Genomic DNA, 20,393 nt, shown 5'->3' with positions numbered 1-20,393 from the left:
AGTGGTCGATTGCCACGATGCTGGCACAGCGCTTTGGCGGGGGCTTCTCTAAGATAGGGGCATTTTCCCTGAGTTCAACCCGCAGCTTGATGAAACAACAGCGAGAGCGACTCGCAACCCGCGAACAAGCCGGCACTGCCTGCGAAAATGGTAGACTGGCCATCTTGTTACCTCATGCATACCGTCATGGCCTTCAAACCCTCCTCCGCCCAGCCGCCCGCCACGCTGTTGCGTCAGAACCGCCCGCTGCGCCTGCTGCTGAACCAGGCCGAACGCCTGGCGCATCTGCAGCGCCTGCTGGAAAGCCAGCTGCAGCCCGCTGCCCGCGAGCACTGCCATGTGGCCTCGTGGCGCGATGGCACGTTGTTGCTGGTGGTGACCGACGGTCATTGGGCGACTCGCCTGCGCTACCAGCAAAAGCGTCTTCAGCGCCAGCTGCAGGCCCTGGAAGCCTTTGGCAACCTGCAGCGCATCCTCTACAAGGTGCAGCCACCCCTGGTGCCGGCCAAGCGTGGCGGTAACACGACCGAGCTGTCGAACGATGCCGCCGAAAGTATCCGCGATTCCGCCGAAGGCATCGCCGATCCGAAGCTGCGTGCCGCCCTCGAACGGCTGGCGGCGCATGCGAAGGGTAAAGGCTAGGGGCGCTTGCCTCCGGTTTTGTGCTGGCGCTCGGTCTCACAGGCGCTGAAAAGCTCATGCCAGGCACCCTCCCCCCGCAACGGCCGCCATACAGCCATAAAAAAGGCCACCCGAAGGTGGCCTCAATGAACTAGAGAGTGTTCGAACTTACACAGCCGCAACAGGGCGCATGTACGAGATCGGTGCCGTGCTGGCATCTTCGAAAGTGACCACTTCCCAGGCATCGGTTTCAGTGATGAGCTTGCGCAGCAACTGGTTGTTCAGCGCGTGGCCGGACTTGTAGCCCTTGAACTCGCCGATCAGGCTGTTGCCCAGCAGGTAAAGGTCGCCAATGGCGTCGAGGATCTTGTGCTTGACGAATTCGTCATCGGAACGAAGGCCGTCTTCGTTGAGCACACCCGTCTCGTCGACCACGATGGCGTTCTCGACACTGCCACCCAACGCAAGGTTGTGCTTGCGCAGGTACTCGATGTCACGCATGAAACCGAAAGTACGGGCGCGGCTGACTTCCTTCACGAACGAGGTGCTGGAGAAGTCGACGACCGCACTCTGGGTCTGGCCCTTGAGGACCGGGTGATCGAAGTCGATCTCGAAGCTCACCTTGAACCCGTCGAATGGCAGGAAGGTGGCGCTCTTGTCGCCCTCCGTCACTGTCACTTCGCGCAGGATGCGGATGAACTTCTTGGCTGCGTCCTGTTCTTCCAGGCCGGCAGACTGAATCAGGAATACGAAGGGACCGGCGCTGCCATCCATGATCGGCACTTCCGAGGCGGAGAGCTCGACGTAGGCGTTATCGATGCCCAGGCCCGCCATGGCGGAGAGCAGGTGCTCGACCGTATCGACCTTGACGTCACCGTTGACCAGCGTGGTGGACATGGTGGTCTCACCGACGTTGGCCGCACGCGCCGGGATCTCGACCACAGGGTCAAGGTCGGCGCGACGGAAGACGATGCCGGTGTCGACAGGCGCAGGCTTGAGGGTCAGGTAGACCTTCTCCCCGGAGTGCAGGCCGACGCCCGTGGCACGGATGGTATTCTTCAGGGTGCGTTGTCTAATCATGGCATTGGCCGCTTCAGCGCAAATAATGCGAACAGGTATCAACAAAGGCTGGGGATGATAACAGACCCGGCCTTTGCTGAACACCAATCACCCTTATACCCCTGATAAATTCCATCAATCGGCCTGACGACGCAGGAAGGCTGGGATATCGAGGTAGTCCAGATCATCCTGAGGGTTGAGTTTAGCTGCCGCAGCGGCACCTGCGTGGGCCTGGTTGCGCATCACGGTCGGGCGCTCGAGGTCACGATAGTTGACGGCTGGCTGCTCCTGGCGCACCGGCGCCGGGTTGGAAGCCTCATACACCTGCTGTGCAGTCTGCAGGGTGTTGTCGACCACCTTGACCGGTTTTTCGATGCGCGCGCCCAGACCAGTGGCTACGACGGTCACGTGCAGTTCGTCACGCATGTCAGGGTCGATCACGGTGCCGACCTTGACCATGGCGTGGTCGGAGGCGAAGGCTTCGATGATGCTACCCACGTCGGAGTATTCGCCCAGCGACAGGTCAGGACCTGCGGTGATGTTCACCAGGATGCCGCGGGCGCCCTGCAGGTTGACGTCTTCGAGCAGCGGGTTGCGGATTGCAGCCTCGGTAGCTTCGCGAGCACGGTTCGGGCCGCTGGCGCAGCCGGTACCCATCATCGCCATGCCCATTTCACCCATGACGGTGCGCACGTCGGCGAAGTCGACGTTGATCATGCCTGGGCGCTTGATGATGTCGGAGATACCGCGAACGGCACCGGCCAGCACATCGTCAGCCTTGGCAAAGGCGGACAGCAGGCTGGCATCCTTGCCCAGGATGGTCAGCAGCTTCTCGTTGGGGATGGTGATGAGCGAGTCGACGCTCTCAGCCAGCATACGGATGCCTTCATCGGCGATCTGCATGCGCTTGCGGCCTTCGAACGGGAACGGACGGGTCACCACGGCAACGGTGAGAATGCCCATTTCCTTGGCGACTTCGGCGATGATCGGCGCCGCACCGGTGCCGGTACCGCCGCCCATGCCGGTGGTGATGAACACCATGTTGGTGCCCTGCAGCACCTCGGCGATGCGCTCACGGTCTTCCAGCGCGGCCTGACGGCCGACTTCCGGATTGGCGCCGGCACCCAGACCTTTGGTCACGCCGGTACCCAGTTGCAGGATGGTGCGTGCGCCGATGTTTTTCAGCGCCTGGGCATCGGTGTTGGCGCAGATGAACTCGACGCCTTCGATGCTGCTCTTCACCATGTGGTTGACGGCGTTGCCGCCGCCACCGCCAACACCGATCACCTTGATGACCGGACTTTGCGGGACGTTGTCTACGAGCTCGAACATTTTCCCTCTCCTTACAGTTCTCTAGTTGTCGCGCCTACCACTACTGCTTTGAAACTTAGAAGTTGCCCTGGACCCACCGCTTGAAGCGTTCAAGCACTGGGGCCTTCGGTTCATCGCCATAGCTGTTGCTGCTGCTGTTGCTGTTACCGGTCAGGACCATGTCCTCGGACTGCTTGAGCAGGCCGTAGGTGAGCAAGCCCACGCCGGTGGAATAGATCGGGTTGCGCACCACGTCGCTCAGCCCCCGAACGCTGTGCGGTACGCCCAGGCGTACCGGCATGTGGAAGATTTCCTCGGCCAGTTCCACGGCGCCTTCCATCTTCGCGGTGCCGCCGGTGAGGACGATGCCGGCTGGCACCAGGTCTTCGTAGCCGCTGCGGCGCAGCTCGGCCTGGATCAGAGTGAAGAGCTCGTCGTAACGTGGCTCCACCACCTCGGCCAGGGCCTGACGTGACAGCTCGCGCGGTGGGCGATCGCCCACGCTCGGCACCTTGATGGTCTCACCGGCGCCGGCCAGCTTGGCCAGGGCGCAGGCGTAGCGGATCTTGATTTCTTCGGCGTACTGGGTCGGCGTACGCAGGGCCATGGCGATGTCGTTGGTGACCTGGTCGCCAGCAATCGGGATGACCGCGGTGTGGCGGATCGCACCTTCGGTGAAGATGGCGATGTCGGTGGTGCCGCCACCGATGTCGACCAGGCACACGCCCAGCTCTTTCTCGTCGTCGGTCAGCACCGAGTAGGCCGAGGCCAGCTGCTCGAGGATGATGTCGTCGATTTCCAGGCCGCAGCGGCGTACGCACTTCTCGATGTTCTGCGCTGCGTTGACCGCGCAGGTGACCACGTGGACCTTGGCTTCCAGGCGCACGCCAGACATGCCCAGCGGCTCGCGCACGCCTTCCTGGTTGTCGATCACGTAGTCCTGCGGCAGGGTGTGCAGCACGCGCTGGTCAGCCGGAATGGCCACCGCCTGGGCAGCATCGAGCACGCGCTCGAGGTCGGCGACGCTCACCTCACGGTCGCGGATGGCGACGATGCCGTGCGAGTTCAGGCTGCGGATGTGGTTGCCGGCCACGCCGACGAACGCCGAGTGGATGCGGCAGCCAGCCATCAGCTGGGCTTCTTCCACCGCGCGCTGGATCGACTGCACGGTCGATTCGATGTTCACCACCACACCCTTCTTCAGGCCGCGGGACGGATGGGTGCCGATACCCACGATCTCGAGGGTGCCGTCTTCGCCCACTTCACCCACCAGCGCCACCACCTTGGAGGTGCCGATGTCCAGCCCGACGATCATTTTGCCGCTATGCGCGTTTGCCATGGTCCTGCCTCTCTCTAATTCTTCGCAACGGCGGGTTTGGCCGTCGTCGGTGCGTTCGGTTCCCGCCAACCAACGGCAAGTCCGTTGGAGTAACGCAGATCAATGCGGGCGATATTGGTGATCTGCTCTTTGAGTGTCTTGTCGTAAATGGCAATGAAACGGCGCATCTTCTCCACCAGGTGGTCGCGCCCCAACAGCAGCTCGATACCCGGCCCGGCACTGCTCGCACCGGTGGTCAGGAACCAGCTGCCCCGCTCGCGCAGCTCCAGGCGAGCGATGGAAAAGCCCATGGGGCGCAGCATCTGGCTCAATACCTGATATTGCTGCATGACTTGTTGCTGAGCGCGCTGCGGCCCGGCCAGCTGCGGCAGGTGCTCATAGTTGGCCAGTTCGCGCGGGGTAAAGGCCTGGCCCTGGTTGTTGAGCAAGGCCTCGTCCCCCCAGCGCGCCACCGGCAGCTGTTCTTCCAGGCGGATCACCACTTCGTCGGGCCACACGCGGCGCACTTCGGCATGGGCGATCCATGGCATCTGTTCGAGTTCGGCGCGCATCGCCGTGAGGTCGACGCTGAAGAAGCTCGCCGCCACATACGGCGCAATGCGCTGCTGCACCGACTGCTGGCTGATGTAGCTGAGGTCACCCTGCACGTCGATCTTGGTGATCGGGCGGTCGGCATACGGCATCAGGCGGATGGCGCCTTCATAGGCACCAAAACCCGCAGCTACCAGCACCAGCGGCCACAGCAAACGCTTGAGGCCACCCAGGCTGGGCCGCGGCAGGCGCGCCGATACGGGCTCGTCGGCCACCAGTCGGCTGGCACCACGCGGCACCGGCTTGCTGCGGCCGGTAACGGGTTGCTGCTGACGTATCATTGCGCCTTGCATGATGGTTAACCTCGCGTCTTCACGCTTTCAGCCAGGATCGCCAGCACCAGTTGCTGGAAGTCCAGGCCGGCCGCGCGCGCCGCCATGGGCACCAGGCTATGGTCGGTCATGCCGGGTGCGGTGTTGACTTCGAGCAGCCAGAACCGGCCCTGCTCGTCCTGCATCACGTCCAGCCGGCCCCAGCCTTCGATGCCGATGGCATCGCAGGCGCGCGCGGTCAGGTCGATCAGTTCCTGCTCCTTGGCACTGTCCAGGCCGCACGGGATGCGGTACTGGGTGTCATTGGCGATGTACTTGGCGTCGTAGTCGTAGAACACGTGCGGAGTGCCCAGGGCGATCGGCGGCAGCACCTGGCCACGCAGCACGGCGATGGTGAACTCCGGGCCGTGAATCCATTGCTCGACCAGGACTTGCGAATCGTAACGGGCGGCATCCTTCCAGGCGGTGACCAGCTCTTCCACGCTGTTCACCTTGGCCATGCCGATGCTGGAACCTTCATGGGCCGGTTTGACGATCAACGGGAAGCCCAGTTCCGTGCCGGCGGCAACACAATCGTGCTCGCTGGCCAGTACCGCGTGACGCGGCGTCGGAATGCCGAGGCTCTGCCACACCTGCTTGGTACGCAGCTTGTCCATGGCCAGTGCCGAAGCGAGGATGCCGCTGCCGGTGTAGGGGATGCCCAGGCACTCGAGCAGGCCCTGCATGCTGCCGTCTTCACCGCCACGGCCGTGCAGGATGATGAAGGCGCGGTCGATCTTCTCGCGCTGCAGGCGCACCAGCAGGTCGTCACCGACATCGATGCCGACCACGTCGACACCCGCGGTGGTCAGCGCGTCGATCACCGCGGCGCCAGACTTCAGTGACACCTCACGCTCGGCGCTCTTGCCGCCGTACAGCACGGCCACCCGGCCGAACGCTTTCACGTCGAGGGTCGAATGCAGTTGTTCGTAGGCGCTGGTCATTTCGACTTCTCCTGCTTGGCGCCAGCGAACAGCGGGCTTTTCATCAGTTGCGGGGCCAGGCCACCGACGTCACCGGCACCCTGGCAGATCAGGATGTCGCCGGCGCGCAGCAGCGGTTTGACCAGCGGTGCCAGTTCGGCGCCACGTTCGATGTAGATCGGGTCCAGCTTGCCGCGCTGGCGGATGCTGTGGCACAGCTGGCGGCTGTCGGCACCGGGGATCGGCTCTTCGCCGGCCGGGTAGACCTCCATCAACAGCAGCACGTTGGCATCGCCCAGCACCTGGACGAAATCGTCGTACAGGTCGCGGGTACGGCTGTAGCGGTGTGGCTGGTAGACAATCACCAGGCGGCGGCTTGGCCAGCCACCGCGCACGGCCTTGATCACTGCAGCCACTTCGGTCGGGTGATGACCGTAGTCGTCGACCAGCATCACGCTGCCGCCGTCGACCGGCAGTTCGCCGTAGACCTGGAAGCGTCGGCCAACGCCCTGGAAACCGGACAGGCCCTGGACGATGGCGTCATCGCTGATGCCTTCGTCAGTGGCGATGGCGATGGTGGCCAAGGCGTTGAGCACGTTGTGGTTGCCGGGCATGTTCACCGACACCTCAAGCGGCTCGCAGTCGCGGCGCAGCACGGTGAAGTGGGTCTGCATGCCTTGCTGGCGCACGTTGATGGCGCGCACGTCAGCCTCTTCGCTGAAGCCGTAGGTGACGGTCGGGCGCTTAACCTGCGGCAGGATCTCGCGCACCACAGGGTCGTCCAGGCACATCACGGCCAGGCCGTAGAACGGCAGGTTGTGCAGGAACTCGACGAAGGTTTTCTTCAACTTGTTGAAGTCGCCTTCGTAGGTCGCCATGTGGTCGGCGTCGATGTTGGTGACCACGGCCACCATCGGCTGCAGGTGCAGGAAGCTGGCATCGCTTTCGTCGGCTTCGGCAATCAGGTAACGGCTGGTGCCCAGCTGCGCATTGGTGCCGGCAGCGGTCAGGCGCCCACCGATGACGAAGGTCGGGTCCAGGCCGCCGGCGGCGAAAACCGAAGCCAGCAGGCTGGTGGTGGTGGTCTTGCCATGGGTACCGGCAACCGCCACGCCATGGCGATAACGCATCAGCTCGGCGAGCATTTCGGCACGCGGCACCACTGGAATTCGACGCTCCAGAGCGGTGGCGACTTCCGGGTTGGCCGGGTTGATGGCACTGGACACCACCAGCACATCGGCATTGGCAGCGTTTTCGGCGCGATGGCCGACGAAGATTTCAGCGCCGAACGACTCCAGGCGCTCGGTCACCGGCGACGCCTTGAGGTCGGAACCGGATACCTGGTAGCCCAGGTTCAGCAGCACTTCAGCGATGCCGCACATGCCGACGCCGCCGATACCGACGAAGTGGATGCGATTGATGCGGCCCATCTTTGGCTGGGGCATGGCTTTCTGGCTTTCAACCATGGGCCACCTCCAGGCAGATATCGACCACGGTGCTGGTTGCAGCAGGTTTGGCCAGGCGCCGTGCGGTGCCTGCCATGGTGTTGAGTTTCTCGGGTTGCATCAGCACCTCGTTCAGGCGTTCAGCGAGTTGCGCTGCGCCAGTTGTCGCTTGTGGCATGAGGAAGGCAGCACCTTCCCGGGCCAGATATTGGGCGTTGTAGGTCTGGTGATCGTCGATTGCATGGGGCAAGGGCACCAGCATCGAAGGCAGGCCCGCCGCCGCGAGTTCGCTGACGGTCAGGGCACCGGCCCGGCAGACCACGATATCGGCCCAGCCATAGGCATGGGCCATGTCCTTGATGAACGGTTCGACCTGGGCCTCGACCCCTACCTCGCGGTAACGCTCGGCAGTCGCCGGCGCGTGCTGCTTGCCGGCCTGGTGAAACACCTCTGGGCGCAGGTTCGCCGGCACTTCGGACAGGGCCTTAGGCAACAATTTGTTCAATGGTTCCGCACCCAGGCTGCCGCCCATGACCAGCAGCCGTGCGCGGCGCTCGGCCAGAGGAGCGCGCACGGCGTCCATGAACAGCTCCGGACGCACCGGGTTGCCGGTGGTGCGCAGTTTGTCGCTGGCGTCAAAGGTCGCCGGGAAGGCTTCGCAGACACGCGCCGCCAGCGGCAACAGCAGGCGGTTGGTGGTGCCGGCGCGGGCGTTCTGCTCGTGGATCACCAGCGGCACACCGCATAGCCGTGCGGCAACACCACCCGGGCCGGTCACATACCCGCCAAAGCCCACCACGCACACCGGCTTGAGCTCGCGCACGATACGGCGTGCCTGGAGCACCGCCTTGAACAGGGGGAACGGCGCCTTGAGCAGGGAGAGCTTGCTCTTGCCACGCAGGCCGCTGACCTGGATCAGGTGCAGTGGCAAGCCGGCCTGCGGCACCAGTTCGTTCTCGATGCCGCGCGGGGTGCCCAACCAGTGCACCGAGTAGCCCCGGGCCTGGAACTCACGGGCGCAGGCCAGGGCCGGGAAGACGTGGCCCCCGGTGCCGCCCGCCATGATCAGGACGTTCTTGCCGTCAGCGGCCATGGGTGGTCTCCTCGGCAAAATCGCTCTCTTTGAATTCATGCTCCTCGCTGCCCAGGTGCGTGCGGCTCTCCCATTCGATGCGCAGCAGCAACCCCACGCAGGCACAGCAGATCACCAGCGACGAGCCGCCATAACTGAGGAACGGCAGCGTCAGGCCCTTGGTCGGCAGCAGGCCGACGTTCACCCCGATGTTGATCAGGAACTGACCGATCCACAGGAAGGCCAGGCCGAACGCCATGTAGGCGGCAAAGAACTGCTTGGCTTTCTCCGCCCACAGGCCGATGTACAGGGCGCGAATGGTGACGAAGACGAACAGCGCGATGGTCACCAGCGAGCCAACCACGCCCAGCTCTTCGGCCAGTACCGAGAACACGAAGTCGGTGTGTGCTTCAGGCAGGTAGAACTGCTTCTGTACGCTGTTGCCCAGGCCGACGCCCAGCCATTCGCCACGACCGAAGGCGATCAGTGCCTGGGTCAGCTGGTAGCCGGAGCCGAACTGGTCGGACCAGGGGTCGGTGAAGGTGATCAGACGCGCCATCCGGTACGGCTGCGCCTGTACCAGAATGAACACTGCAGCCACCGCCAGCACCACCATCAGGCTGAAGCGGAACAGGCCCACCCCGCCGAGGAACAGCATCGCCGCGGCAGCCCCCATCATCACCACGGTGGCACCGAAGTCCGGCTCCATCAGCAGCAGAGCGGCCATTGGCAGCAGCACGATGAACGGCTTGAAGAAGCCCATCCAGGTTTCGCGCACCTCGGTCTGCCGGCGCACCAGGTAGCCGGCCAGGTAGATGACCACGAAGACCTTGGCGATTTCCGAAGGCTGCACGTTGAAGAAGCTGAAGCCGATCCAGCGCATCGAACCGTTCACTTCGCGGCCGATCCCCGGCACCAGCACCAGCACCAGCAGGCCGAAGGCGCCGATCAGCATCATGAAGCCCATGCGCTGCCAGGTGGCGATCGGCACCATCATCGTCGCGCCACAAGCGGCCAGGCCGAGCAACACGTACACCAGGTGGCGGAACATGTGATACAGCGGGTTGCCGGATTGCACGGCGGCCACTTCCGACGACGCCGAGGTGATCATCACCAGGCCCAGCCCCAGCAGCGCCAGGCAACCGGCCAGCATGGCAAAGTCGAGGTCGACGCCACGGCCGCTGATCAGCGGCGAGGGGTACGGCTTGAGGACGCCGAAGATCATGCCAGCCCTCCCGCCGCCAGGGCGAACAGGCGCCCGCGTTCTTCAAAGTTCTTGAACATGTCCAGGCTCGCGCAGGCCGGCGACAGCAGCACTGCATCGCCTGGCTGGGCCAGCTCGGCGCACTGCTGCACCGCCTCATCCAAGGTCTTCACCCGCACCAGCGGCACGCCATCGCCCAAGGTATCGGCCAGGCGTTCGGCATCACGGCCAAGCAACACCACAGCGCGGCAGAAGCGTTTGACCGGCTCGCGCAAGGCGGCGAAATCGGCGCCCTTGCCGTCGCCGCCGGCGATCAGCACCAGCTTGCCGTCGATGTCTGCGCCCAAGCCTTCGATCGCCGCCAGGGCAGCACCGACATTGGTGGCCTTGGAATCGTCGTACCAGTTGACGCCGTTGCGCTCACGGATCCACTGGCAACGATGAGCCAGGCCCTTGAATTCACGCAGCGCTTCGAGCATCGGCGCGAACGGCAGGCCGGCGGCATGGCCGAGGGCCAGGGCCGCCAGGGCATTGCTCTGGTTGTGGGCGCCGCGGATCTTCAGCTCACGCACCGGCATCAGCGTCTGGAATTCGTACGCCAGGTATTTCTCGCCGTCGACCTCACGCAGGCCAAAGGCCTTGAAGTCCGGCTGGTTGAGGCCGAAGGTGAAGCATGGACGGCCTTCCACCGGCAGCGGCCGGCTCAGGGCATCCTGGCGGTTGACCACGACCTGACGGGCACCACGGAAGATCCGGTGCTTGGCCAGGTGATAGGCCGGCAGGCCGCTGTAGCGGTCCATGTGGTCTTCGCTGATGTTGAGCACGGTGGCTACTTCGGCGTTGAGCTGGTCGGTGGTTTCCAGCTGGAAGCTCGACAGTTCCAGCACGTACAACTCGACATCGTCGCTCAGCAGGTCCAGCGCCGGGGTGCCCAGGTTACCCCCCACCGCCACGCGCTTGCCGGCCTTGGCGGCCATCTCGCCGACCAGGGTAGTGACGGTGCTTTTAGCGTTGGAACCGCTGATCGCCACGATCGGCGCCTTGGCATGGCGGGCAAACAGTTCGATGTCACCGGACAGCTGCACGCCACGTGCTGCCGCCTGCTGCAGCGCCGGGGTGGCCAGCGCCAGGCCCGGGCTCACGTACAGTTCGTTGGCGCGGCACAGGAAGTCCACGTCCAGTTCACCACAGCGCACTTCCACCTGCGGATAATCACGACGCAGGGTTTCCAGTTCCGGCGGTTGCTCACGGGTGTCGGCGACCGCAAAGGCAATGCCCCGGTTCGCCAGGAAGCGAACCAGGGACATGCCGCTCTTGCCGAGGCCGACAACGATGCGGAATTGGTCGGAAGCGATCAATGACACGCTTTTCTACCTCAGTTTCAGGGTGGCCAGGCCAATCAGCACCAGAATCACGGTAATGATCCAGAATCGGACGATCACGCGTGGCTCAGGCCAGCCTTTGAGTTCAAAGTGGTGATGAATCGGCGCCATGCGGAACACGCGCTTGCCGGTGAGCTTGAACGAGGCGACCTGGATCACCACCGACAGGGTTTCCATCACGAAGATGCCGCCCATGATGAACAGCACGATTTCCTGGCGCACGATCACGGCGATGGTGCCCAGCGCGGCGCCCAGCGCCAGCGCGCCGACGTCGCCCATGAACACCTGGGCCGGATAGGTGTTGAACCACAGGAAGCCCAGGCCGGCACCGATCAACGCGCCGCAGAACACGATCAGCTCGCCCGAGCCCGGCACGTAGGGGATCAGCAGGTATTCGGCGAACTTCACGTTACCCGACAGGTAGCAGAAGATGCCCAGCGCACCACCGACCATCACGGTGGGCATGATCGCCAGGCCATCGAGGCCGTCAGTCAGGTTGACTGCGTTGCTCGAGCCGACGATGACGAAATAGGTCAATACGACAAAGCCGATACCCAGCGGGATGGTGACATCCTTGAGGAACGGCACGATCAGCGTGGTCTCGACGGTGGTCGGGGCGGTCATGTACAGGAACACCGCAGCGCCCAGGCCGAACACCGATTGCCAGAAATACTTCCAGCGGCTCGGCAGGCCACGCGAGTTCTTTTCGATCACCTTGCGGTAATCGTCGACCCAGCCGATGGCACCAAATAGCAGGGTGACGATCAGCACGGTCCAGACATAACGGTTGGACAGGTCGGCCCACAGCAAGGTGCTGACCCCGATGGCCGACAGGATCAGTGCGCCACCCATGGTCGGGGTGCCGGACTTGGACAGGTGCGATTGCGGGCCGTCGTTACGCACGGCCTGACCGATCTGGCGAATCTGCAGGGTACGGATCATCCACGGCCCCAGCCACAGCGCCAGCGACAACGCGGTCAGTACGCCAAGAATCCCGCGCAGGGACAGGTACTGGAAGACCGCGAAGCCTTTGTGGAACTGTTGCAGATACTCGGCCAACAGCAGCAGCATTAATGTTTCTCCCCGCTGGCACCGCACAGTGCGGCCACGACGTTTTCCATCGCAGCGCTGCGCGAGCCCTTGATCAAAATAGTGGTTTCGCTGGCAGTTTCGGCGCGAACAGCGTCGATCAACTCAGCTTGAGTTGCGAAATGGCGGCCATTGGCGCCGAACGCCTTGACCGCATGAATCATGTTGGAACCCACCGCATAAAGGGCATCGACCTTGCCGTGCGCGTACTCGCCCACCTGACGGTGACCTTCTTCCGCCCACTGGCCAAGTTCACCTATATCCCCCAGCACCAGAACGGTGCGCCCGGAAAAGGCGCGGAGTATATCAATGGCCGCGCACATGGAGGTGGGATTTGCGTTGTAGCTGTCGTCGATCACGCGCACACCGTTGGGGGCGATTTGCGCCACGGTGCGGCCCTTGACCGGCTGCACTGCGTTGAGGCCCGCGGCGATGCCGCCAAGGCTCAGACCAACGGCATGGGCAGCGGCGGCAGCGGCCAGGGCGTTGCTGACGTTATGGGTACCCAGCAGGTTCAGCTGCACCGGCACACTGCCATCAGGCCCATGCAGGGTGAACGACGGGCAGCCACGGGCATCACGGCCGATGTTGCTGGCATGGAAGTCGGCCTGCGGGTTGTCCAGGGCGAAGCTGAAGATACGATGGCTGCCAGCGCGCTTGCGCCAGATGTCGAACGCCCTGTCGGCCAGGTTGAGGATGGCGGTGCCGCCCTCGCCCAGGCCTTCGAGAATCTCGCCCTTGGCTTCGACGATCTTGTCCGGGCCGCCGAATTCACCGACATGAGCGGTGCCGGCGTTGTTGATGATCACCACCTGCGGCTGGGTCAGGCCGACGGTGTAGCGGATCTCGCCGATGCGCGAAGCACCCAGCTCGATCACGGCGGCGCTGTGCTCCGAAGCGATTTCCAGCAGCGTCAACGGAGCACCGAGGTCGTTGTTCAGGTTGCCGCGGGTGGCGTGCACCAAGCCACGGGTCCGCAGGATGCTGGCCAGCATCTCCTTGACCGTGGTCTTGCCGCTGGAACCGGTGATGGCGACGACTGGCTTGTCGAAGGCAGCGCGGTTCAGCGCACCAAGCTGGCCGAGTGCGACACGGCAGTCGGCGACCACCAGCTGCGGCAGATCGACATCGGCAATTTCGCGCTCGACCAGCGCAGCGACGGCGCCCTTGGCTTGCACGTCGGCAAGGTAGTCATGGCCATCGAAGCGCGGCCCGGTCAGGGCAACGAACAGCTGGCCGGCAGCGACGCTACGGCTGTCGATGCTGACCCCGGTGAAGCTGGCGTCGGCGTTGACCAGGCGCGCGTTCAAGGCGCCGGTCAGCTGGCTGAGGGTCATGGGCTTAAGCATGCGGAGCCTCCCAGGCTGCAAGTGCCTTGTCGGCTTCGATCAGGTCGGAGAACGCATGGCGCTCGCCATTGATTTCCTGGTAATCCTCATGCCCCTTGCCGGCCAGCACGATCACGTCATCGGCGGCAGCGGTGGCGATCAGATGGGCAATGGCTGCGCCACGGCCAACGACGAACTCGACGCCCGCAGGCTTGGCGAAACCCGGGCGAATGTCGTCGAAGATGCGCAGCGGGTCTTCGGTACGCGGGTTGTCGTCGGTGACCAGTACGCGGTCGGCCAGGCGCTCGGCCACTTCGGCCATCAGCGGGCGCTTGCCGCGATCACGGTCGCCACCGCAGCCGAACAGGCACAGCAGTTTGCCGTGCGCATGCGGACGCAGGGCTTCGAGGACTTTTTCCAGCGCATCGGGCGTATGGGCGTAGTCGACCACCACCAGCGGCTTGTCACCGCCACCCAGGCGCTGCATGCGGCCGACCGGCCCTTGCAGGTGCGGGGTGACCTTGAGAACCTCGTCCAGCGAGTAGTCCAGTGCCAGCAGCGTGGCCACCGCGGCAAGCATGTTGCTCAGGTTGAAGCGGCCAAGCAGCTGGCTGCGCAGGGTGCGTTCGCCCTGGGCGGTGACGATGATGGCGCACACACCATTGTCGTCAAAATGCGCTTCGCGGCAGAACAGCGAAGCGTCCGGGTTTTCCAGGCTATAGCTGAGCAGCCGGGTTTCGATATGGTCGACGCTCGGGCGGTGGGCGAAGTCTTCGGCCAGGCGGCGACCGAAGTCATCATCCAGGTTGACCACCTGGCAACGCAGGCTCGGCCAGGCGAACAGCTTGGCTTTGGCGGCCTCGTAGGCCTCCATGCTGCCGTGGTAGTCCAGATGGTCGCGTGACAGGTTGGTCATGACCGCGATGTCGAATTCCAGTGCGGCGACCCGGCCCTGCTCCAGGGCGTGGGAGGACACCTCCATGGCCACGGCCTTGGCGCCACCTTTCTTGAGGTCGTTCAGGGTCGACTGCACGGCGATCGGGTCGGGCGTGGTCAGGCGGCCGCTCTGCAACTCGCCATAGAAGCCGGTGCCCAGGGTGCCGATCAGGCCGCAACGCTGGCCCAACGCATCGAGCGCCTGGGCCACCAGCTGAGTGACGCTGGTCTTGCCGTTGGTGCCAGTCACGCCCACCAGGTTCAGCTGGCGGCTCGGCTCGCCGTAGAAACGCCCGGCAATCTGCGACAGCTGGCCGATCAGGCCTTTCACCGGAATCAACGGCACGTCGGTAAGCGGCAGCACGTTGACGCCCTGCTCTTCATAGGCCACGGCCGCCGCGCCACGGGACAGCGCATCGGCAATGTGCTCACGGCCATCCACCTTGGCACCTGGCACGGCCAGGAACAGGTCACCCTGGCGCACCTGACGGCTGTCCAGGGTCAGTTCACGGATCAGCGGATCGCGGCTGGCGTGGGCGAAAAGCTTGCTCAATGGCATTGTCATCATCCACGCCCTCCCTTGGCGGGTGCTGCGCTGGCCTGCTGTGGATCGCTTGGCGGCGGCAGGTTGTCTGGCGGCACGTTCATCAGGCGCAGGGTGCCCGACATGACTTTGCTGAATACGGGGGCCGATACCAGGCCGCCGAAATAGCCGCCCTTGCCCGGCTCGTCGATGACCACGACGATGGCATAGCGCGGGTCGCTCATCGGGCCGAAACCGGCGAACAGCGAGCGGTAGGCGTTTTCGGTGTAACCCTTGGAGCCGACGGTGGCCTTACGTGCGGTACCGGACTTGCCGGCCACGTGGTAGAACGGCACCTGGGCACGGAACACGCCGCGCGGCGCTTCGATCACCTGCTGCAGCATGCCCTGGACGGTTTCGGCGGTTTCCTTCGGAATGGCCTGCACCGCTTCCGGCGCCTTGTCGACCTTGAGGATCGACAGCGGCACCATCTTGCCGTCGTTGGCCAGCGCGGCGTAGGCATGCACCAGCTGCAGGGCGGTCACCGACACACCGTAGCCGTAGGACAGTGTCGCGGTTTCAGCCTTGCGCCACTCGCGGTGGTTAGGCAGGTTGCCGACGCGCTCGCCCGGGAAGCCGAGGCCGGTGTACTGGCCCAGGCCCACCTGGGACATGACGCGGTAGATGGCCTCGCCGCCGATGTCGAAGGCGATCTTGCTCATGCCGACGTTGGAAGAGTTGATCAGGATGCCGGTCAGGTCGAGGATCGGCCCCTCGCTCTTGGACACGTCCTTGATGGTGTAACGGCCGATCTGCAGGCTGCCCGGATACACTTCGACCTTGTCGGTCGGCTTCCAGCGGCCGCTCTGCAGCGCCGCGCTCATCGAGATCGGCTTGACCGTCGAGCCTGGCTCGAACACGTCGATGATCGCCCGGTTACGCATGGCAGCCGGGAACATGCTACGGCGGTTGTTCGGGTTGTAGGTCGGCTGGTTGACCATGGCCAGGACCTCGCCGGTCTTGACGTCCATGATCACCAGGCTGCCGGCCTTGGCGTCCTGTTCGGCGATGGCGTTGCGCAGTTCGCGGGTGGCCAGATACTGCAGGCGCAGGTCGATCGACAACGCCAAGGTCTTGCCGGCCTTGGCGTTCTTGGTGACCTGGATGTCCTTGATCAGGCGACCACGCCGATCCTTGATCACTTGCCGCTTGCCGGGCACGCCGGCCAGCCATTCATCGTAGGCCAGTTCCACACCTTCACGACCGTGGTCGTCGAGGTCGGTGAAGCCGACCATGTGGGCGGTCACGTCTCCGGCCGGATAGAAACGGCGGAATTCTTCCAGCCCATACACGCCCGGTACTTTCAGGTCGAGCACGTGCTGGCCCTGCTCCGGGGTCAGGCCACGGACCAGGTAGATGAACTCTTTGTTGGCCTGCTGGGTCAGGCGCTCGGTCAACTGCTGGGCGTTCTGCCCAAGCGCCGCAGCCAGCTGTGGCCAGCGATCCTTGGCAGCCTGCATTTCCTTGGGGTTGGCCCAGAGGGTGGTGACCGGGGTACTGACCGCCAGCGGCTCGCCGTTGCGGTCGGTGATCAGGCCACGGTGCGCAGGAATCGGAATATGACGCAGGCTGCGGGCGTCGCCCTGGCCCTTGAGGAAGTCACGGTCGACCACCTGCAGGTCGATGATGCGCCAGCAGATGGCACCCACCATCAGCGCGAGCAAGCCGATCACGACCCGGAAGCGCCAGGGGTAGAGTGCGCCTTCGAGCTTCATCATGGCGCCACCATCCGCACTTCGTCAGCCGCAGGCACACGCATCTTCAGTTGCTCGGAGGCCAGGCTCTCGATACGGCTGGAGGCGGTCCAGGTGCTTTGCTCAAGAATCAGCCGGCCCCACTCGGCCTGGGCCTTGTCACGCTCATTCAATTCGCCGTACAGGGTGTTGAGCAACTGGCGATTCCAGTGGGCGCTGTAAGACACGGCGATGGCCGAAACCAGCACGCCGATAAACAGCAGAAGCATCAGGAAGCTTCCGCCTGGCAGAGGTTTGGCGAAAAGCCGGCTCACCGAAGCTTCTCCGCAACCCGCATCACGGCGCTGCGCGACCGTGGGTTAGCCTTGAGTTCGGCCTCGGAGGCAAACTGGGCCTTGCCGATCAGCTTGATCTTCGGCTCGAAGACCTTGTGCTGTACCGGCAGGTTGCGTGGCAGATTGTCGGCCTCGCCCTTGACCAGCTTGCGCATGAACAGTTTGACGATGCGGTCTTCCAGCGAATGGAAGCTGATGACCGCCAGGCGGCCGCCCACTTCCAGGGCGTCGAGCGCTGCTTCGAGGCCAGCCTCCAAATCACCCAATTCGTTGTTGACGTGGATGCGCAGGCCTTGGAAGGCCCGGGTCGCCGGGTTCTTGCCCTTTTCCCAGGCCGGGTTTGCAACCTTGAGCACTTCAGCCAGGTCGGCGGTGCGGGTGAAGGGTTGCTTTTCGCGGCGCTCGACCACGGCACGCGCCATGCGCCCGGCAAAACGCTCTTCGCCGTATTCCTTGAACACACGGGCAATTTCTTCGACAGGTGCGGTAGCGATGAACTCAGCGGCACTGATGCCCTGATGTGGGTTCATGCGCATGTCCAGCGGGCCGTCATTGAGGAAGCTGAAGCCGCGCTCAGGGTCATCCAGCTGCGGCGAAGACACGCCCAGATCAAGCAGGATGCCGCTGATCTTGCCGTGCAGACCACGCTCGGCGACTTCCGAACCGAGCTCGGCAAAGCTGCGCTGCACAATGACAAAGCGGCCGTCTTCGGCCGCCAGCGCTTGCCCGGTGGCAATCGCTTGAGGATCTTTGTCGAAGCCCAGAAGCCGCCCTTGCGGCCCGAGCTTGCTGAGGATCAGGCGGCTATGGCCGCCACGCCCGAAGGTGCCGTCCAGATAGCAACCGTCGGCGCGCAGGGCCAATGCCTCGACAGCTTCGTCGAGCAGGACGGTGATGTGGTTGAAGCCGCTATCTATGGTCACAGGATCAGGTCACGCAAATCGTCGGGCATGGCACCCGGTTGTTGGATAGCTGCAAGGTCGGCTGCCGAAACCGCGTTCCAGGCATCCTCATCCCACAGCTGGAATTTGTTCAGCTGCCCCACCAACATCGCCTTTTTGTCCAGCTTGGCGTACTCACGCAGGCGGGGCGGCACCAGGAAACGCCCACTGCCATCGAGCTCCAGGTCAACCGCATTGCCGATCAGCAAACGCTGCAGGCGGCGGTTTTCCTCACGCAACGACGGCAAGGCACGCAACTTGGCTTCAATCTGTTCCCACTCATCGAGGGGATAAACACACAAGCAGGGGTCTACGGCGTCGATGGTCACGATCAACTGACCATTGCAACGCGAATCGAGCTCGTCACGGTACCGGCTCGGCATGGCGAGACGGCCCTTGGCATCGAGGCTGACGGCGTTGGCTCCGCGGAACACGGCTGCGATTCCCCACAATGTTAGCTTTTTTGTGTCAGAAAACCCACTTCATCCCACTTTCTGCCACTTGCGCACACTATAGGAATCCGCCCGCTGCACCGTCAAGGCACGTTCATAAGGAAATCCCTTACAGGACCGAGATTTAGCGCAACAAAGGAATGCGGAAGGACTGCCAGGAGGGGAAAAACGCGAGAAAAATCAAACCGACTCAAACAGCTGTCGTTCGAAGTTAAAGTGAATTATCAAGAGTAAGATCTTTTTGGTATTACCAAGAGGAATCTGCTATCGATTCAAGCAGGAGAGGAAAGGTGGAGAGTCGATCTGTAAGCCGGGTTTTGTCGAGGACAGTCATTCCTCTACGACGGCCATCACTGGACGCCTCTAGCAACCTACCCGGTTCCGACGCGGGCCACGCCTGATGGAACCCTATTTGGTCTTGCTCCGAGTGGGGTTTACCTAGCCACGCACTGTTGCCAGCCGTGCGGTGCGCTCTTACCGCACCTTTTCACCCTTACCGGCACCGAAGTGCTTAGGCGGTTATTTTCTGTGGCACTTTCCGTAGGCTCGCGCCTCCCAGGCGTTACCTGGCACTCTGCCCTATGGAGCCCGGACTTTCCTCCCCCGCCTTTTGCGGAACAAAAGACGGCAGCGACTGTCCGATCGACTCTCCGCCGACAAGGTTAACGGCACGCGCGCGCAAGAACAAGCGATACCGTCAACTATGCCTGATTGCCACTACTGCGCTTTCTGCTTTTCCAGGGCCACCTGATACAGCAGGTTCTTGCGCACACCGGTGATTTCCGCCGCCAATGCCGCCGCCCTTTTCAACGGCAACTCGGCCAGCAAAAGGTCCAGCACGCGCTGGGCCTCGGCGCTGATCGCTTCCTCGCCCTCAGGCGCACTCCAGCCACCCACCAGTACCACGCACTCACCCCGTTGCTGATTGCTGTCGCCGGCGACGAACGCACGCAGCTCAGCCAACGGCAGCCCCTTGAGGGTCTCGAAGGTCTTGGTCAGCTCACGCGCCAGCAGCGCCGGACGTTCGGCACCGAACACCAGCTCCATGTCCTCGAGGCACTCCAGAATGCGGTGTGGCGCCTCGTAGAAAATCAGCGTGCGAGGCTCCTCCTTGACCTGCTCCAGACGCGCACGACGACCCGCAGCCTTGGCGGGCAGGAAGCCTTCGAAGATGAAGCGGTCGGATGGCAGGCCGGCTGCCGACAGCGCGGCAATCAGGGCGCAGGCGCCAGGCACGGGCACCACGCTGACGCCTGCGGCACGGGCCTGACGCACCAAGTGGTAACCCGGATCGGAAATCAGTGGGGTACCGGCATCGGATACCAGCGCCACATCTTCACCGGCCAGCAACTTGCCAATGAAGCGGCCACCCTCGTCGCGCTCATTGTGTTCATGGCAGGCCGCCAACGGCGTGTCGATGCCGAAGTGCTGCAGCAGGCGGACCGAATGCCGGGTGTCCTCGGCAGCGATCAGGGCGACATCGGCCAGCACCTTGAGCGCCCTGGCGCTCATGTCATCAAGGTTGCCAATGGGCGTCGCGACCACATAAAGCGTCCCCATGGTGGATTTCGAAGTCCCGGCCACATCAGTCACTGCACACACCCTGCCTTTCGGATCAAAGGCGTCATTGTAGCCCGAGCGCCGGTAACAGGGCGCAAAGAACTTCTTCGGCCCTCCTGCGCACGCCACCTATAGTGAAGGTTCCGCTAACGGCAGATCGCGCCCCGGCTGCTGCTTGGGTACAATTGCCGGCCAACTTGATCGAGTAACAGGACCT

Annotated in this window: 18 protein-coding genes and 1 other RNA gene; 1 reads left to right on the top strand and 18 read right to left on the bottom strand. The window is 63.7% G+C overall.

From position 1 onward, the window contains the following. Positions 1 to 186: 186 nt before the first annotated feature. Positions 187 to 642: a DUF721 domain-containing protein gene (locus L6D64_RS06405; protein WP_176508318.1), complete on the top strand. Its 456-nt coding sequence runs from the start codon at positions 187 to 189 to the stop codon at positions 640 to 642. A 147-nt stretch (positions 643 to 789) separates the two neighbouring features. Here L6D64_RS06405 and lpxC read toward each other — a convergent pair whose 3' ends face one another. The 18 genes from lpxC to rsmI all read right to left on the bottom strand — a co-directional run bounded on the left by lpxC (position 790) and on the right by rsmI (position 20,176). Next, complete coding sequence (lpxC, locus tag L6D64_RS06400; protein ID WP_054884618.1) at positions 790 to 1,701, bottom strand: UDP-3-O-acyl-N-acetylglucosamine deacetylase; 912 nt, start codon at positions 1,699 to 1,701, stop codon at positions 790 to 792. A 114-nt stretch (positions 1,702 to 1,815) separates the two neighbouring features. Continuing rightward, positions 1,816 to 3,012, bottom strand: a complete 1,197-nt coding sequence (ftsZ, locus tag L6D64_RS06395; RefSeq protein ID WP_003260772.1) for a cell division protein FtsZ — start codon at positions 3,010 to 3,012, stop codon at positions 1,816 to 1,818. A 55-nt stretch (positions 3,013 to 3,067) separates the two neighbouring features. Beyond that, positions 3,068 to 4,330 carry a cell division protein FtsA gene (gene ftsA / locus L6D64_RS06390; RefSeq protein ID WP_027594020.1) on the bottom strand — a complete coding sequence of 421 codons (1,263 nt, stop codon included), beginning with the start codon at positions 4,328 to 4,330 and terminating at the stop codon, positions 3,068 to 3,070. 14 nt (positions 4,331 to 4,344) lie between these two features. Then, positions 4,345 to 5,214, bottom strand: a complete 870-nt coding sequence (locus L6D64_RS06385) for a cell division protein FtsQ/DivIB (RefSeq protein ID WP_054884619.1) — start codon at positions 5,212 to 5,214, stop codon at positions 4,345 to 4,347. 5 nt (positions 5,215 to 5,219) lie between these two features. Then, positions 5,220 to 6,176: a D-alanine--D-alanine ligase gene (locus L6D64_RS06380; RefSeq protein ID WP_099815775.1), complete on the bottom strand. Its 957-nt coding sequence runs from the start codon at positions 6,174 to 6,176 to the stop codon at positions 5,220 to 5,222. After that, the gene (gene murC / locus L6D64_RS06375; protein WP_054884621.1) at positions 6,173 to 7,621 is read right to left on the bottom strand and encodes a UDP-N-acetylmuramate--L-alanine ligase; all 1,449 of its coding nucleotides are present in this window, start codon (positions 7,619 to 7,621) and stop codon (positions 6,173 to 6,175) included. The genes L6D64_RS06380 and murC overlap by 4 nt, the downstream gene beginning before the upstream one ends. Next, positions 7,614 to 8,693: an undecaprenyldiphospho-muramoylpentapeptide beta-N-acetylglucosaminyltransferase gene (gene murG / locus L6D64_RS06370; protein WP_176508317.1), complete on the bottom strand. Its 1,080-nt coding sequence runs from the start codon at positions 8,691 to 8,693 to the stop codon at positions 7,614 to 7,616. The genes murC and murG overlap by 8 nt, the downstream gene beginning before the upstream one ends. Then, positions 8,683 to 9,894, bottom strand: coding sequence for a putative lipid II flippase FtsW (gene ftsW, locus L6D64_RS06365; protein ID WP_176508371.1), 1,212 nt, complete (start codon positions 9,892 to 9,894; stop codon positions 8,683 to 8,685). Before ftsW ends, murG begins: the two co-directional genes overlap by 11 nt. Then, the gene (gene murD / locus L6D64_RS06360; protein WP_176508316.1) at positions 9,894 to 11,240 is read right to left on the bottom strand and encodes a UDP-N-acetylmuramoyl-L-alanine--D-glutamate ligase; all 1,347 of its coding nucleotides are present in this window, start codon (positions 11,238 to 11,240) and stop codon (positions 9,894 to 9,896) included. Before murD ends, ftsW begins: the two co-directional genes overlap by 1 nt. A gap of 6 nt (positions 11,241 to 11,246) precedes the next feature. Next, entirely contained in the window at positions 11,247 to 12,329 is a 1,083-nt protein-coding gene (gene mraY, locus L6D64_RS06355; RefSeq protein ID WP_054884625.1) for a phospho-N-acetylmuramoyl-pentapeptide-transferase, read from the bottom strand. After that, a complete protein-coding gene (locus L6D64_RS06350; protein ID WP_176508315.1) occupies positions 12,329 to 13,696 on the bottom strand; it encodes a UDP-N-acetylmuramoyl-tripeptide--D-alanyl-D-alanine ligase in 1,368 nt (455 codons plus the stop codon). Before L6D64_RS06350 ends, mraY begins: the two co-directional genes overlap by 1 nt. Further along, the gene (locus L6D64_RS06345) at positions 13,689 to 15,179 is read right to left on the bottom strand and encodes a UDP-N-acetylmuramoyl-L-alanyl-D-glutamate--2,6-diaminopimelate ligase (protein ID WP_371870314.1); all 1,491 of its coding nucleotides are present in this window, start codon (positions 15,177 to 15,179) and stop codon (positions 13,689 to 13,691) included. Before L6D64_RS06345 ends, L6D64_RS06350 begins: the two co-directional genes overlap by 8 nt. After that, positions 15,176 to 16,909, bottom strand: coding sequence for a peptidoglycan D,D-transpeptidase FtsI family protein (locus L6D64_RS06340; protein WP_176508370.1), 1,734 nt, complete (start codon positions 16,907 to 16,909; stop codon positions 15,176 to 15,178). The genes L6D64_RS06345 and L6D64_RS06340 overlap by 4 nt, the downstream gene beginning before the upstream one ends. Further along, complete coding sequence (gene ftsL / locus L6D64_RS06335; protein ID WP_054884628.1) at positions 16,909 to 17,202, bottom strand: cell division protein FtsL; 294 nt, start codon at positions 17,200 to 17,202, stop codon at positions 16,909 to 16,911. Before ftsL ends, L6D64_RS06340 begins: the two co-directional genes overlap by 1 nt. Beyond that, positions 17,199 to 18,146 carry a 16S rRNA (cytosine(1402)-N(4))-methyltransferase RsmH gene (gene rsmH / locus L6D64_RS06330; RefSeq protein WP_054884629.1) on the bottom strand — a complete coding sequence of 316 codons (948 nt, stop codon included), beginning with the start codon at positions 18,144 to 18,146 and terminating at the stop codon, positions 17,199 to 17,201. The genes ftsL and rsmH overlap by 4 nt, the downstream gene beginning before the upstream one ends. Next, complete coding sequence (gene mraZ, locus L6D64_RS06325) at positions 18,143 to 18,598, bottom strand: division/cell wall cluster transcriptional repressor MraZ (RefSeq protein WP_011535546.1); 456 nt, start codon at positions 18,596 to 18,598, stop codon at positions 18,143 to 18,145. Before mraZ ends, rsmH begins: the two co-directional genes overlap by 4 nt. A 308-nt stretch (positions 18,599 to 18,906) precedes the next feature. Next, an RNA gene (gene rnpB / locus L6D64_RS06320) (RNase P RNA component class A) lies at positions 18,907 to 19,266 on the bottom strand. Between the two features lie 67 nt (positions 19,267 to 19,333). Then, positions 19,334 to 20,176, bottom strand: a complete 843-nt coding sequence (rsmI, locus tag L6D64_RS06315) for a 16S rRNA (cytidine(1402)-2'-O)-methyltransferase (RefSeq protein WP_176508368.1) — start codon at positions 20,174 to 20,176, stop codon at positions 19,334 to 19,336. Between the last annotated feature and the right edge of the window lie 217 nt (positions 20,177 to 20,393).

It is taken from the genome of Pseudomonas urethralis (genome assembly GCF_021602465.1).
Lineage (GTDB): Bacteria > Pseudomonadota > Gammaproteobacteria > Pseudomonadales > Pseudomonadaceae > Aquipseudomonas > Aquipseudomonas vlassakiae.
The sequence above is the reverse complement of the archived record's forward strand: the minus strand, read 5'-3'. Positions and strand labels throughout refer to the sequence as shown.

What these genes read in the sequence shown, in the direction of transcription:
- L6D64_RS06405 (WP_176508318.1), top strand. Translation starts at nt 187, where the DNA reads ATGGCCTTCAAACCCTCCTCCGCCCAGCCGCCCGCCACGCTGTTGCGT.
- lpxC (WP_054884618.1), bottom strand. Translation starts at nt 1,701, where the DNA reads ATGATTAGACAACGCACCCTGAAGAATACCATCCGTGCCACGGGCGTC.
- ftsZ (WP_003260772.1), bottom strand. Translation starts at nt 3,012, where the DNA reads ATGTTCGAGCTCGTAGACAACGTCCCGCAAAGTCCGGTCATCAAGGTG.
- ftsA (WP_027594020.1), bottom strand. Translation starts at nt 4,330, where the DNA reads ATGGCAAACGCGCATAGCGGCAAAATGATCGTCGGGCTGGACATCGGC.
- L6D64_RS06385 (WP_054884619.1), bottom strand. Translation starts at nt 5,214, where the DNA reads ATGCAAGGCGCAATGATACGTCAGCAGCAACCCGTTACCGGCCGCAGC.
- L6D64_RS06380 (WP_099815775.1), bottom strand. Translation starts at nt 6,176, where the DNA reads ATGACCAGCGCCTACGAACAACTGCATTCGACCCTCGACGTGAAAGCG.
- murC (WP_054884621.1), bottom strand. Translation starts at nt 7,621, where the DNA reads ATGGTTGAAAGCCAGAAAGCCATGCCCCAGCCAAAGATGGGCCGCATC.
- murG (WP_176508317.1), bottom strand. Translation starts at nt 8,693, where the DNA reads ATGGCCGCTGACGGCAAGAACGTCCTGATCATGGCGGGCGGCACCGGG.
- mraY (WP_054884625.1), bottom strand. Translation starts at nt 12,329, where the DNA reads ATGCTGCTGCTGTTGGCCGAGTATCTGCAACAGTTCCACAAAGGCTTC.
- L6D64_RS06350 (WP_176508315.1), bottom strand. Translation starts at nt 13,696, where the DNA reads ATGCTTAAGCCCATGACCCTCAGCCAGCTGACCGGCGCCTTGAACGCG.
- L6D64_RS06345 (WP_371870314.1), bottom strand. Translation starts at nt 15,179, where the DNA reads ATGATGACAATGCCATTGAGCAAGCTTTTCGCCCACGCCAGCCGCGAT.
- L6D64_RS06340 (WP_176508370.1), bottom strand. Translation starts at nt 16,909, where the DNA reads ATGAAGCTCGAAGGCGCACTCTACCCCTGGCGCTTCCGGGTCGTGATC.
- rsmI (WP_176508368.1), bottom strand. Translation starts at nt 20,176, where the DNA reads ATGGGGACGCTTTATGTGGTCGCGACGCCCATTGGCAACCTTGATGAC.